Here is a 16695-nt window from a genome sequence, read left to right on the forward strand (position 1 = left end):
GCGTGGGAATGCATACCGTGACGCTCCGCGTCACAGTGGACGCGGAGCGTCCATGGCTGCGTTACCACGCAGAGCGTGGGAATGATCACTGGTTCGACGCTCAGTAAACCCACACCTCCACCCGCCGATTCTTGATCCTGCCTTCATCCCCGCTGTTGGTCGCCACCGGCATCAGCGCGCCAAACCCGCGCACCTCGCGCAACACCACGCCGTTCTTCACCAGTTCCCGACGTACCGCCATCGCCCGCAGCTTCGACAGCAAATCCGCCCGCGCCGGGTCGTCCTTGGCGTCGCCGAATCCCACCAGTGTTACCGCGCGGTCGGTCTTGTCGTGGTGCTTTATATAGTCGAACACCCGGGCCAGATCCTGGCGGGCCTTGTTGTCGAGGCTGGCGCTGCCTTCTTCAAAGCGGAAGTTCACCGTCAGACGCTGGGCGTGACGGCTGAGGGATTGATAACCCTCGGGCATCAGCGCATTCGGCGTGACGGCGATGGCCTGCACGGTCTGGGCGATAAAACCGTTGGCCGCGACAATCGCCTGGCCCCGACGGCTCTGCGCAAACTCCACCAACGCCTTGGCCCAGGGATTGTTGCTGTCGGGCGGCAGATAGAAGAACAGCCGCCGCGACAGCGGATAGTCTTCAGTGGCGATCAGGCTGGCGAGCGGCAGCATTGCCTGGGATTGCCCGTCGACAATCGCCACAGCCTTGGCCTGACGCACATAGGGCAGGCCGATGAAACCGATGCCCTGCGGATCGGCACTGACGGCGTCGGACAACTGCTCGCTGGATTCAAATCGTTTCGCGGCATTGCTCAGGGATTTCCCACGACGGCTGAGGACAAGTTCCTTGAACGTGTCGTAGGTGCCGGACTGATCATCCCGCGCATACAAATGAATCGTCCCACCCTTGCCGCCGACGTCTTCCCACGTCTTCGCCTCGCCACTGAAGATTCGCGCCAGTTGTTCGGTGTTCAATTGATTCAGCGAATTGTCGGGATGGAGGATGATCGCCAGGCCATCGATGGCGATGACTTGCTCGGCGCCGGGGCTTTTCAGATCGCCCCGGGCTTGCAGGTTCAGCAGTTCGCTGTCCTTGATCGGACGCGACGAGGCAGCCAGATCGGCGCTGGCGTTCTTGAGTGCAGTGAAACCGGTGCTCGAACCGTGGGCGGCGATCTCCACCACGACTCTTTGGCCTTGAGCCGTCAGGCCGACGACCCGTTGTTCGTTGGCGGTGTCCGGCGTTTCGCTGTGGACTTTCAACAGTCCCTGGTCTTGCAACAGACCTTCCACCAGCGCCGGGCCGAGGGCCGCGCCGATGGTGTTGGAACCCTGGATGCGCAATACCGGGCCGTTCTCGGGAATGGGCAACGCCGCAAACCCAACCTGCAGCCAGGCGCTCAGGAGAAAGACGAACAGAACACGCAGGGTCATGCCGGCACCGATTGCAGCCAAGGGGATTGCCGGGGAGATTAAGTCAGTGAGGTTGCTGAAAGATGACAAGGCAGAAGATCACAACCCGCGGCTGTGATCTTCTGCTTAAAGCAGATCAGCTCAATTCAAGCCAGATCGGCGCATGGTCCGAAGGCTTTTCCATCCCGCGCAGTTCATAGTCGACACCGGCGGCTTTCACCCGGGGCAGCAAACCATGGGACGCCAGAATCACATCGATGCGCAGGCCGCGCTTCGGCTCGTCTTCAAACCCGCGGCTGCGGTAGTCGAACCAGCTGAACATGTCGGTCACGTCCGGGTTGAGGTGACGATAGCTGTCGGTCAGGCCCCAGTTTTTCAGGCGGGCCATCCACTCGCGCTCTTCCGGCAGGAAGCTGCACTTACCGGTTTTCAGCCAGCGCTTCATGTTGTCCGGGCCGATGCCGATGTCGCAGTCTTCCGGGGAGATGTTGACGTCGCCCATCACCACCAGCGGCTGTTCGTTGTGGAACTGGCTTTCCAGCAGCGCTTGCAGATCACTGTAGAAGCGCTGCTTGGCCGGGAATTTGGTCGGGTGGTCGCGGCTTTCGCCCTGTGGGAAATAGCCGTTCATGATCGTCACCGGAACGCCGTTGGCGTCGGCGAAAGTGCCCCAGATGAAGCGCCGCTGCGCGTCTTCTTCATCGGTGGCGAAGCCTTTGTGCACGGCAATCGGTTCCTGGCGCGAGAGCAGGGCGACACCGTAATGGCCTTTCTGGCCGTGGAAATACACGTGATACCCCAGGGCCCGCACTTCTTCCAGCGGGAACTGGTCGTCGTGGACCTTGGTTTCCTGCAGGCCGATGACGTCCGGCTGATGCTTTTCGATCAGCGCCGCCAGCTGATGCGGGCGGGCCCGCAGTCCGTTGATGTTGAAGGAAACGATCTTCATGGTCGGCAGTCCTGGCAAAAGGGCGATGCTAGCTGACATGTAGGATCTGGGCCAGCGTGGCGGTAGTCCATATGCGCTGCTAATGTCTTTCGGGTGTGGGAACGATCCCTTCAGCCCAAGGCTCGTATAACAAGAACGGGGCCTGTTGAGTCCCGTCCAGGGAGAATCACCGTCATGCCTGAAACCCAAACCGCCATCGCCGACATTCATATGCTCGACCGCGGCTATTCCCGGGAAGCGCGATCCCTTCTTTATCAGGCTTACCGCCACGAGCCGACTTTCGCTTACCTGTTCGAAGCCGAGCGTCCGGGTTACGAGCAGCGGGTGCGCGCCACGGTGCGGGAGCTGGTCAAACAGCATTTTCTGCAGGATCTGCCGGCCATCGGCCTGCTGGTCAACGACCGCTTGATCGGCATCGCCCTGATCGCGCCGCCGCAACGGCGTCTGGGCGTTACCGAGAGTTGGGCCTGGCGTTTGCGCATGGTGTTGAGCACCGGTTTCCGTTGCACTCGGCGTTATCTGGAATACCACGCTGCCGTCGAGGCCTGCGTGCCGACCGATTCGGTGCACATGCTGCCGCTGCTCGGTGTACATCCGCAATTTCAGGGCAAGCATTTCGGCGAGCAGCTGCTGCAAGCGGTGCACAACTGGTGCGCGGTGGACGAAAGCTCCCAAGGCGTGATCCTCGATACCGGCAACCCGCGTTATTTGGAGTTCTACAAGCGTCAGGGTTACGAGGAAATCGGCGAAGTGGCCGTCGGCCCGGTGCGCGAGCACGTGTTTTTTCATGCCAACCCGCAGGTGTTACAAACAGCAACGGGATAACCATCGAACTTTTTGGGAAATTTCCTGTTCTATCACGCTCCCAAGCCCGTGATAGCATCCGCGCCTATGAAGTTTCCAGGAAGATTTACCAGTGGCGTGCTCATGCTGTTAACCAGCTGCGCGGCGCTGGCGCAAAGTGAATTGGATGTGCGGATCAAACCGTCCAACGATGAACTGAAAGCCAATATAGAAGGCTATATCGGCAGCCTCGGCGATCGTGACGAAGAAGCCTTGCAGCGCTTCAGTCGCGGCGCCGAAGAGCAGGCGCGCAAGGCCGCCCAGGCCTTAGGTTATTACCAGCCGCAGATCGAAAGTGACGTCAAGGGCGGCGAAAAACCGCGTCTGGTGCTGAACATCGATCCTGGCGAGCCGATCCGTCTGCGCAACGTGACCGTGCGCATCGACGGCCCGGCGGCCTCCCTCAAATCCTTTCGAGTCCCGAAAAGTGACGTGCTCAAGCCCGGCGCGGTGCTCAACCATGGGCGTTACGAAGACGCCAAGCGCCTGATCCAGAACCAGGCGTCGCGCTACGGCTTTTTCAGCGGCCGCTTCACCAGCCAGAAATTGATGGTCGATCCCCGCGCCGGGGTCGCCGATGTCGAACTGATTTACGAAAGCGGCCCGCGTTATGCGCTGGGCAAAGTCAGTTTTGAAGGCGATACACCGTTCGACGAAGACCTGCTGCAACGCATGGTGCCGTTCAAGGCCGGCGAGCCGTATGACTCCGAACTGATCGCCGAACTCAACCGCGACCTGCAATCGAGCGGCTATTTCGAAGGCGTGCGGGTCGACGCCGCGCCGACCGCCGCGAAAAACGACGTGATCCCGGTGGACGTCAAACTCGACACCCGCAAGCCGCGCACCATGGGCCTGGGCCTTGGTTATTCCACCGACGTCGGCCCGCGAATCAAGGCCAACTGGACCCGCCATTGGGTCAACCCGCAGGGCGACAGTTATGGCTGGGAGGCCGAACTGTCGGCGCCACGGCAAAACGTCGGCCTGTTCTATGACATCCCGCTGGACCCGCCGCTGACCGACAAACTGCGCTGGGCCGGCGGTTATCAATACGAGGACATCGACGGTTCCGACACCTTGAGCAAGCTGCTGACCTTCGGCCCGGAATGGCACAGCAAATTGCCGAGCGGCTGGCAGCGGGTGATCTCGCTGAAATGGCAGCGCGAGGAATACCAGCTCGGCGACGACTCCGGTCTGAGCACCTTGCTGATGCCCGGCGTCAGCTATTCCTACCTCAAGAGCGACAACCGCATCGATCCGCACAACGGCTATCGCCTGACCTTCGAAAGCAAGGTTGCGAAAGAAGGCCTCGGCTCGGACAACAACCTGGTTTACGGCACGGCGCTGGTCAAAGGCCTGACCACCGTATTCGACAAGCACCGTCTGCTCGGCCGGGTGCAGGTCGGCGGCAGCGCCACCAACGGCTACAAATCGGTGCCGCCGTCGCTGCGCTTTTTCGCCGGTGGCGATCAGAGCGTGCGCGGCTACGACTATCAGAGCCTGTCCCCGGAAAACTCCGAGGGCGACCGCATCGGCGGGCGCTACATGGTGGCGGGCAGCGTCGAATATCAATATTCAATTGCCGAGAAGTGGCGGATCGCGACCTTCGTCGATCAGGGCAACTCCTTCAATAAACTCGAACTGCCGAACCTCAAGACCGGGGTCGGTATCGGTGTGCGCTGGGTCTCGCCGGTGGGGCCGATCCGCCTCGACCTGGCCCACGCGCTGGACGACGATGGCGGCATCCGGCTGCACTTTTCCATGGGGCCTGAGCTGTGAAGCGTGGTTTGAAAATATCGGCGCTGGCGCTGTTGTCGCTGGTGCTGCTGATTGTATTGAGCATTACCGCTGTGCTCGGAACGCAGATCGGCAGCCGTTGGGTGCTGGGACTGGTGCCGGGTTTGAGCGTCGACAATTTCCAGGGTCGCCTCGGCGGGCAGTGGAGCGCCGATCATCTGCTGTGGCAGCAGGACAGCAGTCGCGTCGAACTGAGCAAACCGATCTTCGAATGGTCGCCGCTGTGCCTGACGCGAATGACCCTGTGCATCGAACAGCTCAAGGCCGATACCGTCAGCCTGCAATTCCCGCCGAGTGAAGAAACCACCGAAAGCGGCCCGATCAAGCTTCCTGATCTGCAATTGCCCGTGGCCATCGAGCTGGGCGATGTGCAGGTTGGCAGCCTGTTGTTCAACGGCAGCGAAGAGTTGAAAGGCCTGCAACTGGCGGCGCACTGGACCGCCAAGGGCATGCAGATCGACAGCGTGAAACTGCAACGCGACGAGTTGAGCCTGAATCTGTCCGGCCTGTTGCAACCGACCGGCAACTGGCCGCTGAACATCACTGGTGATCTGACCTTGCCGTCGCCGGCTCCCGAGCCGTGGACGCTGGCGCTGAAAATCGACGGCGACCTGCTGAAAACCCTCAACCTGCACGCCGACAGCCGTGGCTACCTCAACGGCCAGTTGAGCGGCGAGCTGCAACCGTTGGCGGAAAACCTGCCGGCCAAGGTGCGGATCACCTCGGAAGCCTTCAAGCCGAGCACGGATCTGCCGGACACCCTGCAGTTCAATCAACTGCTATTGACCGGCGAAGGCGATCTGAAAAACGGTTACCAACTCCTCGGCAATGCGACGCTGCCTGCCGATAAAGGCCCGGTGGCGCTGTTGCTCAAAGGCAAGGTTGACGCCAAAGGCGCGCAGATTGCCGGCCTCGATCTGACGGCCAACGACAAGCAAAGCCTCAAGCTGACCGGCAATGTCGACTGGAGCAAAGGCCTCAGCGCCCAGGCCAACATCAACTGGCTGGATTTTCCGTGGCACCGGCTCTATCCGGAGATCGACGAGCCGCAGGTCACGTTGCGTACCTTCACGGGCGAAGTCTCCTACACCGACGGTCAGTACATCGGTAACTTCGCCGCCGCTGCGGATGGGCCGGCGGGGGCGTTCAGCCTCAGCAGTCCGTTCAGCGGCAATCTCAAGCAGATTTTCCTGCCACAACTGAAACTCGAAGCCGGGCAGGGTAAAGCCGAAGGCCATGTGAACGTGCAGTTCGCCGATGGCATTGCCTGGGACACTGCGCTGGAATTGTCGGCGCTCAACCCGGCGTATTGGGTCGCGGAGCTGCCGGGCACCCTGGCCGGCCCGTTGAAAAGCAAAGGCGAAATGAAGAACGAGCGCCTGAGCCTGAATGCCGACCTCGATCTGAAAGGCAAACTGCGCGGTCAACCGGCGGTGCTGCAAGCCAAGGCTGACGGCGCGGGCGAGCAGTGGAATCTGAATGCCCTGCAAATCCGCCTCGGCGACAACAGCATCAACGGCAAGGGCAGCCTGCAACAGAAGCTCACCGGGCAGATCGACATCAAACTGGCGCGTCTGGCCCAGCTCTGGCCGCAACTGCGCGGGCAGATCAACGGTCGGGTCGATGTCGCCGGTACGCTCAAGGCGCCGCAGGGCAAGCTCGGCCTGCAAGGTTCGCAACTGGCGTTCCAGGACAATCGCCTGCAAAGCCTCAACCTCGACGCCACCCTCGACAGCGCGCAACGGGCGAAAATCGACCTCAAGGGCAGCGGCATTCAGGCTGGCGATACGTCGTTGGGTACGCTGACCGCCAGCGCCCAAGGCGATATCAAAAGCCAGAAACTCAACCTCGACCTGCTCGGGCCGAAGCTGAAACTGGCGTTGGGCCTGGACGGCAATCTGGACAAGGGCAACTGGCGCGGGCGTCTGGCCAGCGGTGACATTCAGGCTGGCGGTCAGGACTGGAAACTGCAGAGCCCGGCCAAGCTCGAACGACTGGCCGACGGCAAAATCAACTTCGGCGCCCATTGCTGGATGTCCGGCAATGCCAGCCTGTGCGGTGAAGATCAGCGCCTGATGCCGGAACCGAAGCTGCGTTATCACCTCAAGCAATTCCCGATCGAAAGCCTGGCGCAGTGGCTACCGAAGGATTTCGCCTGGCAAGGCAAGCTCAACGCCGACCTGCAACTGGACCTGCCGGCCAGCGGCCCGAACGGCCAGATCAGCGTGGATGCCAGCGGCGGCACCTTGCGCATGAAGGAAAAGGATCAGTGGCTGGACTTCCCGTACCAGACCCTCAAACTCACCAGCAAACTCACGCCCAAGCGCATCGACACCGACCTCAACTTCGTCGGCGGCAAGCTTGGTGAGTTGATGGTGCAGGCGCAGCTCAATCCGTTACCGAAGAACAAGCCGCTCAGCGGTTCATTCCGCCTCAGCGGGCTGGATCTGTCGGTGGCGCGGCCGTTTGTGCCGATGGTTGAAAAACTCACCGGGCGCCTGAACGGCAGCGGCACGATTTCCGGCGGGCTGCTCGCACCGCTGGTCAACGGCACGGTGCAACTCAGCGACGGCGAAGTGTCCGGGCCGGAGTTGCCGATCGAACTGCAAGCGTTGCAACTGCAAGCGGTGATCGCCGGTGAGGCCGTGCAACTGAACGGCGGCTGGAAAAGCGGCAAGAGCGGGCAGGGCAGTCTGAACGGCAACATCGCCTGGGGTCAGGCGCTGGTGGTGGATCTGGCGCTCAAGGGCACGCAATTGCCGGTGACGGTCGAGCCCTACGCCAAACTGGAAGTGGCACCGGACCTGAAGATTTCCATGGCCGGCGATGAGCTGGCGATTGCCGGCAAGGTGCTGGTGCCGAAAGGCGAAATCACCGTGCGCGAACTGCCGCCATCGACGGTCAAAGTCTCCGATGACACGATCATCGTCGGTGCGCAGACCGAAGAGGGCAAACCGCCGCTGGCGATGAAAATGGACATCGATGTGGTGGTCGGCCAGGACAAGTTGAGCTTCGCCGGATTCGGCCTGACCGCCAACCTGCAAGGTCACGTGCACATCGGTGACAACATGGACACCCGTGGCGAGCTGTGGCTCAACGACGGCAAATACCGCGCCTACGGTCAGCGCCTGACGGTGCGTCGCGCGCGTCTGCTGTTTGCCGGTCCGATCGATCAGCCGTATCTGGACATCGAAGCGATTCGCCAGACCGATGACGTGATCGCCGGTATTCGCCTGAGCGGCAGCGCCGAACAGCCGACCACGCAGATCTTCTCCGAGCCGGCGATGAGTCAGGAACAGGCGCTGTCCTATCTGGTGCTGGGGCGTCCGCTGAGCACCACCGGCGAGGACAACAACATGCTCGCGCAGGCGGCGCTCGGTTTGGGTTTGATGGGCAGTTCCGGGGTCACCAGCAGTCTGGCCAGTGATCTGGGCATTCAGGACTTCCAGCTCGACACCCAGGGCAGCGGCAACACCACCAGCGTGGTGGCCAGCGGTAACATCTCCGAGAAGCTCAGCCTGCGTTACGGCGTCGGCGTGTTCGAGCCGGCCAACACCATCGCCTTGCGCTACAAGCTGAGCAAGAAGGTCTACCTAGAAGCCGCCAGCGGCGTGGCCAGTTCGCTGGACATCTTCTACAAGCGGGATTTCTAGCCCGCGTTCCCCCAGGCCGGATCGTGTCACCACGATCCGGCTTTTTCTGGATGTATTAGACTGATCGCAGCTTGAAGGGCGCCGTTTGCGGCTGCCCGAAACGCCCCGGGGGCGCCAATGGTTCGCTTGAGTATGGTCTTGCTCGGTCACGATTTTGTCCGCCGGCGCTGGTCAGCCCTGGCATTGACCGGCGTTGTCTGGGGCGCGGCCGGTGTGGCCATCTTCATCGATGCGCTGGACGGCGTTCTGTATTTTCCGCTGCATGTGTTCGGCTATTTGCTGTTGCTCGAAGCCCTGATCATTTTGCTGGTGCCGGCCCCGAAAACCGGCACGGCGGCGGCTTTGCGCAAGGCTCGCGGTCTGGCGTTTCTGCTGCTGGGGCTGCTGATCGTTGACCGACAGCATGCTGCCGGCGTGATTCTCGCAGTGTTGTTCGGTGCGGCTTTTCTGCTCGATGGCGGTTTTCGGCTGGCGGCTGCGGTGGTGGTGCGCTTTGTCGGTTGGCGAATGTCACTGCTGGTGGCGCTGTTTGAGATCGGCTTTGGCGTGTTCATCCTCGAACCGTATCCGAGCCTTTACAAGGGGACGGTGCCGTTCTGCATCGGCATGAGCATCTTTCTTTCGGGCTGTGCCTTGTTGCAGCAGGCATTGCGGTTCAAGAACAGACCGTCGCCGGTAACGCCTTCCCCGGCCCATGCCCCTGCATGCAACGGCGCAATGGTGATCCATGTCTGGACACCCAGCGGTACGGTTGAAGACACCCTGGTGCGCAACCGCTTCCTCAATCGTTACATCGCGGCGGTCGATATCAATGGCGTCATTTCCGCCGGCCACGCGGCACTGGAATGTGCGCCGGACATCTACATCAGCCATTACCCGCTGGACGATATCGATCGCTCGGCGGGGGATTTCGTGCGCTTGCTGCGCGCAACGCCAAACAACGATGTGGCGGGGCGGTTTCTGCCGGACTACGAGAGCGAAGTGGCCGACTGGTGCCCTTCGTCGGTTCAGGTCAGTTTCGTGCATTACGATGCGGTACGGCTTCAGGCGTTCTGGGCGGATTATCGGCAGAACACCACCTACAACCTCACCAGCCGAAATTGTTCGAGTGCCGTTGCGCATAGCCTGGAAGCTGCCCTTGAAGGCGCGATGAACAGGGGCCATTCGAGCATGCTGGATTTTGCCCGGGTCATCATCAGTCCCGAATTCTGGGTCGCGGCCCAGGTGCGCAAGCGCGCCGAGGCCATGGCCTGGACGCCCGGCCTGGTGCTCGATTATGCGCGGGCGTTGCATGCTGCCATCGAGCCGGCACCGCCGGGCTGGCACGGTATTTACGCGGGAGCCAGGCGCGCCTGCGGGTATGTGGCAACTGCGTTGCGCGGGCGGGAAGTCCATCCCCTTCAGCCGCCACCGATGAATCATCCCTCCGACAAATCCTGAACGGCTCTACACCGAGTCGCTCCCTTCGCGAGCAAGCTCGCTCCCACATTGATTCGTGCAGACATGAGATCCCTGTGGGAGCGAGCTTGCTTGCGAAGGCGTCCGTCTGGGCACCCGAAAAACCCAGTCCACTGGTCAACTAATTACAAAGCAACCTAACTATTACGTTGACATTCGCTGCCTAGGCAGTAACATCTCGACATACATTCACTGCCTAGGCAGTTATTAGGTGAGCAAATGAAGCATTTCACCCCCGACGAATTCAAGCATTGCCATCTCGGCCTGTTGCTCGGCCGTGCGGCCTTGCTCAAGGACAAGATCATCGACACCCACATGGAACCCCACGGCATCACCGCCGCGCAGTTCAAGGTGTTGATCATCATGGCCCAGTTCGGCGTCGACACCCCGGCCGAGCTGTGCCGGCACCTGTCGCTGGACAGCGGTTCGATGACTCGCATGCTCGACCGTCTGGAGCAGAAAGGTTTCTTGGTTCGCCAACGCAGCGAAGGCGATCGCCGTCAGGTGCAACTCAAACTCACCGAGCAGGGCCAGCAACTGGCCGATCGCCTGCCGCACATCGGCGCCGACGCCATGAATGAACTGGCCGGCGCCGTGACCCCGGACGAGTTGAAAACCCTGGAATACATCCTCAAGAAAATTTTGCTGGCAGCCGGTGACCCGATCACCATCCAGCGGTTAGGTGAACACAATGAGCGGTAAAACCTTGCGCAGCAGCCTGACACTGGTGCTGTCGGCGATGATCCTCGCCGGTTGCGCCAACTACAGTGGCCTCGATACCCAGGGCGCCAGCCTCGATGCGAAAACCCTGCAGACCGGGCAATCGCTCAACGGCGTCACCCTGTCCCAGGCCGCCTGGCCGAAGAGCGACTGGTGGACCAGCCTCGGCGATCCGCAGCTCGACGGCCTGATCCGCGAAGCCCTGAAAGACAGCCCGGACATGCAGATCGCCGACGCCCGCGCCCATCAGGCCAGCGCCGCCGCGTATGCCGCCGATGCCGAGCGCTACCCAACCCTCGATGCCAGTGCCGGCATCAGCCGTTCGCGTCTGGCCAAGGATCAGGACCCGCGAGGGCAGGGCGATGCGTACGCCACCGTGCGCAACATCAGCGCCGGCTTCAATTACAACTTCGACCTCTGGGGCGGTCAGCGTGACGCCTGGGAAGCCGCCCTCGGTCAGGCCCGCGCCGCCGAAGTCGACCGTCAGGCCGCGCAATTGACCCTGGCTGCCGACGTGGCTCGGGCTTACAGCGATCTGGGTCAGGCGCACATCGTTTATGACCTGGCCAACGAAGATTTGAAGCGCACCAAACAGATGCTGGACCTGAGCCAGCGTCGCCTGAGTTCCGGGATCGACAGCCAGTACCAGTTCCAGCAGACCCAAAGTCTGGAAGCCAGCTCCGAAGCCAGCCTGATCGACGCTGAAAAACGCCTGAACAGCGCAAAAATCGCCCTGGCCGTGCTGCTCGGTAAAGGCCCGGATCGCGGCAACGAAATCGCTCGGCCGAAAGTCCTGCAAGCCAGCGCCGTCGCGCTACCGTCTGTTTTGCCCGCCGAATTGCTGGGCCGTCGCCCGGATCTGGTCGCCGCGCGCTGGCGTGTCGAGGCAGCGAGCAAGGACATCGACTCGGCCAAGACCCGCTTCTATCCGAACTTGAACCTGTCGGCTTCCGCCGGTGCCGAATCCTTGTTGGGGGACGCGATGTTCGGTTCCGCCAGTCGCTTCTTCAACATTGCCCCGACGATTTCGGTGCCGATCTTCGATGGCGGACGCCTGCGCGCCAACCTCGATGCCCGCGACGCCGATTACGACCTCGCCGTGGCGCAGTACAACAAAAGCCTGGTGAAAGCCCTGGGCGATGTCAGCGACACGATCAACCAGTTGCGTGACATCGGCCGGCAGATCGGCGCCCAGCAGCACGCGACCGAGATTGCCCAGGACTCTTACAACACCGTCGTCCAGCGTTACGGTTCCGGCATCGGCAACTACCTGGACGTGCTCAGCATCGAGCAGCAATTGCTGCAGGCCCAGCGTCAGCTGGCCAACCTGAATGCCGAGCAGATCGACCTGTCGATTCAACTGATGCAAGCGCTGGGCGGCGGCTTCCAGGGGCAAACCCTGACCGCAGCCAACGCCACCCCAGCCACGCCGCACAACTAATTCAAGGTATTTGTCATGGCCACTGCCGAAAACACACAAGCTCAAGACAACGCCCAGGACACTGGCAACCCGCGCAAACGCAAGGTGATGCTGCTGGTGCTGGCCGTTGTGGTTGCCCTCGCCGGTGCCGGCGTCTGGGCGTATCACGAATTCATCGGGCGCTGGAGCGAAAGCACTGACGACGCCTACGTCAACGGCAACGTGGTGGAAATCACCCCGCTGGTGACCGGCACCGTGGTCAGCATCGGAGCCGACGATGGCGATCTGGTGCATGAAGGCCAGGTGCTGATCAACTTCGACCCGAACGACGCCGAAGTCGGTCTGCAAAGTGCCAAGGCCAATCTGGCCCGCACCGTGCGTCAGGTGCGCGGTCTGTACAGCAACGTCGACGGCATGAAGGCCCAGGTCAATGCGCAACAGGCCGAAGTGCAGAAAGCCCAGGACAACTTCAACCGCCGGAAAAACCTCGCGGCCGGCGGGGCGATTTCCCAGGAAGAACTGTCCCACGCCCGCGATGACCTGACCTCGGCGCAAAACGCCCTGGCCAATGCCAAACAGCAGCTGAAAACCACCAGCGCGCTGGTCGATGACACTGTGGTCTCGTCGCACCCGGACGTGATGGCCGCCGCCGCGCAACTGCGTCAGGCCTACCTGACCAATGCTCGCAGCACCTTGATCGCACCGGTTACCGGTTACGTCGCCAAGCGCACCGTACAACTCGGCCAGCGTGTGCAGCCGGGTACCGCGCTGATGGCGGTGATTCCGCTGGATCAGCTGTGGATCGACGCCAACTTCAAGGAAACCCAGCTGCGTGACATGCGCATCGGCCAACCGGTGGAGATCGAGTCGGACATCTACGGCAGCGATGTGAAGTTCAGCGGCACCATCGACAGCCTCGGCGCGGGCACCGGCAGCGCGTTCGCCCTGTTGCCGGCGCAGAACGCCACCGGTAACTGGATCAAGATCGTGCAGCGTGTGCCGGTACGGATTCACGTCAACGCCGAAGAGCTGGCCAAACACCCGCTGCGCGTCGGTCTGTCGACCAATGTCGAGGTCAACCTGCACGACCAGAGCGGCCCGGTACTGGCCCAGCAACCGCCGCAAAAGGCCTCGTTCAGCACCAACGTCTACGACCGCCAACTGGCCGAAGCCGACGCGATGATCACCCAGTTGATCCACGACAACAGCGCGGCGGTCAGCAAGACCGCGCAACGCTGATTCGCCAATCCCTTCGCCGTGCCCCGTAACGGGCGCGGCGCCCGTCCTCGCTCCAAAAAATTCGGCTCCAAAGGATTCGCGATGAGCAATAACGCCTCTTTTACGCCGCCCAGCCTGTTGCTCAGCACCATCGGCCTGTCGCTGGCGACCTTCATGCAGGTGCTCGACACCACCATCGCCAACGTGGCGCTGCCGACCATTTCCGGCAACCTCGGCGTGAGTTCGGAGCAGGGCACCTGGGTCATCACTTCGTTCGCCGTGAGCAACGCCATTGCGCTGCCGCTCACCGGCTGGCTGAGCCGTCGCTTCGGCGAGGTGAAGCTGTTTCTCTGGGCGACCATCCTGTTTGTGCTGGCTTCGTTTCTCTGCGGTATTTCCACGTCGATGCCGGAACTGATCGGCTTCCGCGTGCTGCAAGGCCTGGTGGCAGGGCCGCTGTACCCGATGACCCAGACGCTGTTGATTGCGGTGTATCCGCCGGCGAGGCGGGGCATGGCCCTGGCGTTGCTGGCGATGGTCACGGTGGTGGCGCCGATTGCCGGGCCGATCCTGGGCGGCTGGATCACCGACAGTTACAGCTGGCCGTGGATTTTCTTCATCAACGTGCCGATCGGGATTTTCGCGGTGATGGTGGTGCGCCAGCAGCTGGCCAAGCGCCCGGTGGTCACCAGCCATCAGCCGATGGATTACGTCGGGCTGATCACGCTGATCATCGGCGTGGGCGCGTTGCAGGTGATCCTCGACAAGGGCAATGACCTGGACTGGTTCGAGTCGAACTTCATCATCATTGGCGCGGCAATTTCGGTGATCGCGCTGGCGGTGTTCGTGATCTGGGAAATGACCGACCAGCATCCGGTGGTCAACCTGCGGCTGTTCGCCCACCGCAACTTCCGCATCGGCACACTGGTGCTGGTGCTGGGTTACGCCGGGTTCTTCGGCATCAACCTGATCCTGCCGCAATGGTTGCAGACCCAGATGGGCTACACCGCGACCTGGGCCGGGCTGGCGGTGGCACCGATCGGCATTCTGCCGGTGCTGCTGTCACCGTTTGTCGGCAAGTATGCGCACAAGTTCGACCTGCGTCTGCTGGCCGGGCTGGCGTTCCTGGCGATCGGCCTGAGCTGCTTCATGCGTGCCGAATTCACCAACGAGGTGGACTTCCAGCACATCGCCCTGGTGCAGTTGTTCATGGGGATTGGTGTGGCGCTGTTTTTCATGCCGACCTTGAGCATTCTGATGTCGGACTTGCCGCCGAGCCAGATTGCCGATGGCGCGGGTCTGGCGACGTTCCTGCGGACACTGGGCGGCAGTTTTGCGGCGTCGTTGACTACGTGGATCTGGATTCGTCGGGCGGATCAGCATCATGCCTACATGAGCGAGAGCATCAGCACTTATGAGCCGGCGACCCGTGAGGCGTTGAATCAGTTGGGCGGGGCGAGCAATCCGGCGTATGCGCAGCTGGATCATGTGTTGACCAGTCAGGCGTACATGCTTTCGACCGTGGATTACTTCACGTTGTTGGGGTGGGGGTTTATGGGGTTGATTCTGATTGTGTGGCTGGCCAAGCCGCCGTTTGCTGCGAAGGCAGGGCCGGCGGCTTCCGGGCACTAAGATCAAGAGCTTTCCCTCACCCTAACCCTCCCGAAACGTCGGACCGCCCGGAGGGAGAGGGGACTGACCGAGGTGGATGTGCGAGGTACATCGACCTGAGATGTCGAGTTGAACTCAGGGCTTGAAGGATCTGGCTTGCGAGCTCGAGTCGAACTCAGGTTTGAACAGCATGAAGATCGGCTCCCTTTCCCCCTCGCCCCCCCTGGGGGAGAGGGCTGGGGTGAGGGGGTAGCGATCTTCAGCCGTGCGGCAATGCCAACGGTGGCGCAAAATCAAACGGCGCCAACCCAAACCCGTTCTCATCCACCTGCAACGCCCAACCCTGACGATCCCAATCCCCCAGCACAATCCGCTTCGCCGCCTGATCGCCGATCTGCAACTTGTGGATCGCCGGGCGATGGGTGTGCCCGTGAACCAGGGTTTTCACCCCGTATTCCTGCATGATCCGCGGAATTTCCTCCGGCGTGACATCGACGATGTCATTGGCTTTCATCCGCGTCTGCGCCCGGCTTTCGCTGCGCAACTTGCGCGCCAATTTGTGGCGGGTGCGCAAGGGCAGATTACGCAGGATGAACAGGCTCAGCGGATTGCGCAGGTAGCGTCGCAGCTTCATATAGGCTTCGTCGCGGGTGCACAGGCTGTCGCCGTGCATCAGCAGTACCGGTTCGCCGTAAAACTGCACGACACTCGGGTCCTTCAACAGCGTGCAACCGGCCTGTTTGCAGAAGGCCTTGCCGAGCATGAAGTCGCGATTGCCGTGCATCAGAAAAATGGCCGTGCCGCTGTCGCTGAGTTCGCGCAGGGCCTGGCAGATGGAGCGCTGGAAGGGGGTCATGGCGTCGTCGCCAATCCACGCCTCGAAAAAGTCGCCCAGAATGTACAACGCACTCGCCGAGCGGGCGCGTCCGGCGAGCAAATCCAGAAACGCCCGGGTAATGTCCGGGCGCTCCTCTTCCAGATGCAAGTCTGAAATCAGCAATATCACGCTTCGATGATCTCGGCTTTCTCGATGATCACGTCGTCTGCTGGTACGTCTTGGTGGCCTGCCTTGGACGTGGTGGAAACGCCTTCGATCTTGTCGACAACGTCGGTGCCCGAAACCACTTTACCGAATACGGCATAACCCCAGCCCTGAGCGGTCTTGGAGGTGTGGTTGAGGAAGCTGTTGTCGGTGGCGTTGATGAAGAACTGAGCCGAGGCCGAATGCGGATCCATGGTGCGAGCCATGGCCAGGGTGTACTTCTCGTTCTTCAGGCCGTTGTCGGCTTCGTTCTGGATGCTCGGGCTCTTGTCTTTCTTTTCTTTCATGCCTGGCTCGAAACCGCCGCCCTGGATCATGAAACCTTTGATGACGCGGTGGAACACGACGTTCTCGTAGTGACCCTTTTTCACGTATTCGATGAAGTTGGCCACGGTGATCGGGGCTTTTTCAGCGTTCAGTTCGATGACGATGTCACCGAAGTTGGTGGTCAGTTTTACTTGAGTCATGATCGCTACTCTTTATAAGGAATTCGTGGGCATTGGAGCATTTCGCCCCGTTACCGGTTCAGCCCGTGAAGGCCAAGGTGCGCAGTTTAGCGTGACAGGCGCGAAT

At 61.5% G+C, this 16695-nt stretch carries 12 protein-coding genes; 8 read left to right on the forward strand and 4 right to left on the reverse strand.

Going from position 1 to position 16695, the window contains the following annotated elements; genetic code table 11:
• Nucleotides 1–100 precede the first annotated feature (100 nt).
• Nucleotides 101–1435 carry a substrate-binding domain-containing protein gene (locus tag AC1RT4_RS01285; RefSeq protein WP_493083035.1) on the reverse strand — a complete coding sequence of 445 codons (1335 nt, stop codon included), beginning with the start codon at nucleotides 1433–1435 and terminating at the stop codon, nucleotides 101–103.
• 115 nt (nucleotides 1436–1550) lie between these two features.
• Nucleotides 1551–2363: an exodeoxyribonuclease III gene (gene xthA, locus AC1RT4_RS01290; protein ID WP_493083037.1), complete on the reverse strand. Its 813-nt coding sequence runs from the start codon at nucleotides 2361–2363 to the stop codon at nucleotides 1551–1553.
• Nucleotides 2364–2537: 174 nt separating this feature from the next.
• Between xthA and AC1RT4_RS01295 the strand changes: the two genes are divergently transcribed.
• The 8 genes from AC1RT4_RS01295 (at nucleotide 2538) to AC1RT4_RS01330 (ending at nucleotide 15101) form a co-directional block, all read left to right on the forward strand.
• On the forward strand, nucleotides 2538–3188 hold the full coding sequence (locus AC1RT4_RS01295; protein WP_007951503.1) for a GNAT family N-acetyltransferase: 651 nt from the start codon (nucleotides 2538–2540) through the stop codon (nucleotides 3186–3188).
• Nucleotides 3189–3254: 66 nt separating this feature from the next.
• The gene (locus AC1RT4_RS01300) at nucleotides 3255–4982 is read left to right on the forward strand and encodes an autotransporter assembly complex protein TamA (RefSeq protein ID WP_493083039.1); all 1728 of its coding nucleotides are present in this window, start codon (nucleotides 3255–3257) and stop codon (nucleotides 4980–4982) included.
• Nucleotides 4979–8653 (forward strand): translocation/assembly module TamB domain-containing protein, encoded by a 3675-nt coding sequence (locus AC1RT4_RS01305; protein WP_493083041.1) that lies wholly within the window; start codon nucleotides 4979–4981, stop codon nucleotides 8651–8653. The genes AC1RT4_RS01300 and AC1RT4_RS01305 overlap by 4 nt, the downstream gene beginning before the upstream one ends.
• A 117-nt stretch (nucleotides 8654–8770) precedes the next feature.
• Nucleotides 8771–10093, forward strand: coding sequence for a hypothetical protein (locus AC1RT4_RS01310; protein WP_493083043.1), 1323 nt, complete (start codon nucleotides 8771–8773; stop codon nucleotides 10091–10093).
• 237 nt (nucleotides 10094–10330) lie between these two features.
• On the forward strand, nucleotides 10331–10813 hold the full coding sequence (locus AC1RT4_RS01315; protein WP_085608360.1) for a MarR family winged helix-turn-helix transcriptional regulator: 483 nt from the start codon (nucleotides 10331–10333) through the stop codon (nucleotides 10811–10813).
• The gene (locus tag AC1RT4_RS01320; RefSeq protein ID WP_007951498.1) at nucleotides 10803–12272 is read left to right on the forward strand and encodes an efflux transporter outer membrane subunit; all 1470 of its coding nucleotides are present in this window, start codon (nucleotides 10803–10805) and stop codon (nucleotides 12270–12272) included. Before AC1RT4_RS01315 ends, AC1RT4_RS01320 begins: the two co-directional genes overlap by 11 nt.
• A 15-nt stretch (nucleotides 12273–12287) precedes the next feature.
• The gene (locus AC1RT4_RS01325; protein WP_007951497.1) at nucleotides 12288–13490 is read left to right on the forward strand and encodes an HlyD family secretion protein; all 1203 of its coding nucleotides are present in this window, start codon (nucleotides 12288–12290) and stop codon (nucleotides 13488–13490) included.
• A gap of 81 nt (nucleotides 13491–13571) precedes the next feature.
• Nucleotides 13572–15101 carry a DHA2 family efflux MFS transporter permease subunit gene (locus AC1RT4_RS01330; RefSeq protein WP_192561624.1) on the forward strand — a complete coding sequence of 510 codons (1530 nt, stop codon included), beginning with the start codon at nucleotides 13572–13574 and terminating at the stop codon, nucleotides 15099–15101.
• Between the two features lie 238 nt (nucleotides 15102–15339).
• Here the strand turns inward: AC1RT4_RS01330 and lpxH are convergent, their stop codons facing one another.
• Together lpxH and AC1RT4_RS01340 are read right to left on the reverse strand one after the other, a co-directional pair.
• Nucleotides 15340–16086 carry a UDP-2,3-diacylglucosamine diphosphatase gene (gene lpxH, locus AC1RT4_RS01335; protein ID WP_493083046.1) on the reverse strand — a complete coding sequence of 249 codons (747 nt, stop codon included), beginning with the start codon at nucleotides 16084–16086 and terminating at the stop codon, nucleotides 15340–15342.
• Nucleotides 16083–16589, reverse strand: coding sequence for a peptidylprolyl isomerase (locus AC1RT4_RS01340; RefSeq protein ID WP_127798757.1), 507 nt, complete (start codon nucleotides 16587–16589; stop codon nucleotides 16083–16085). Before AC1RT4_RS01340 ends, lpxH begins: the two co-directional genes overlap by 4 nt.
• Nucleotides 16590–16695: the final 106 nt, after the last annotated feature.

Source organism: Pseudomonas sp. GW821-FHT11D10 (assembly GCF_058808435.1).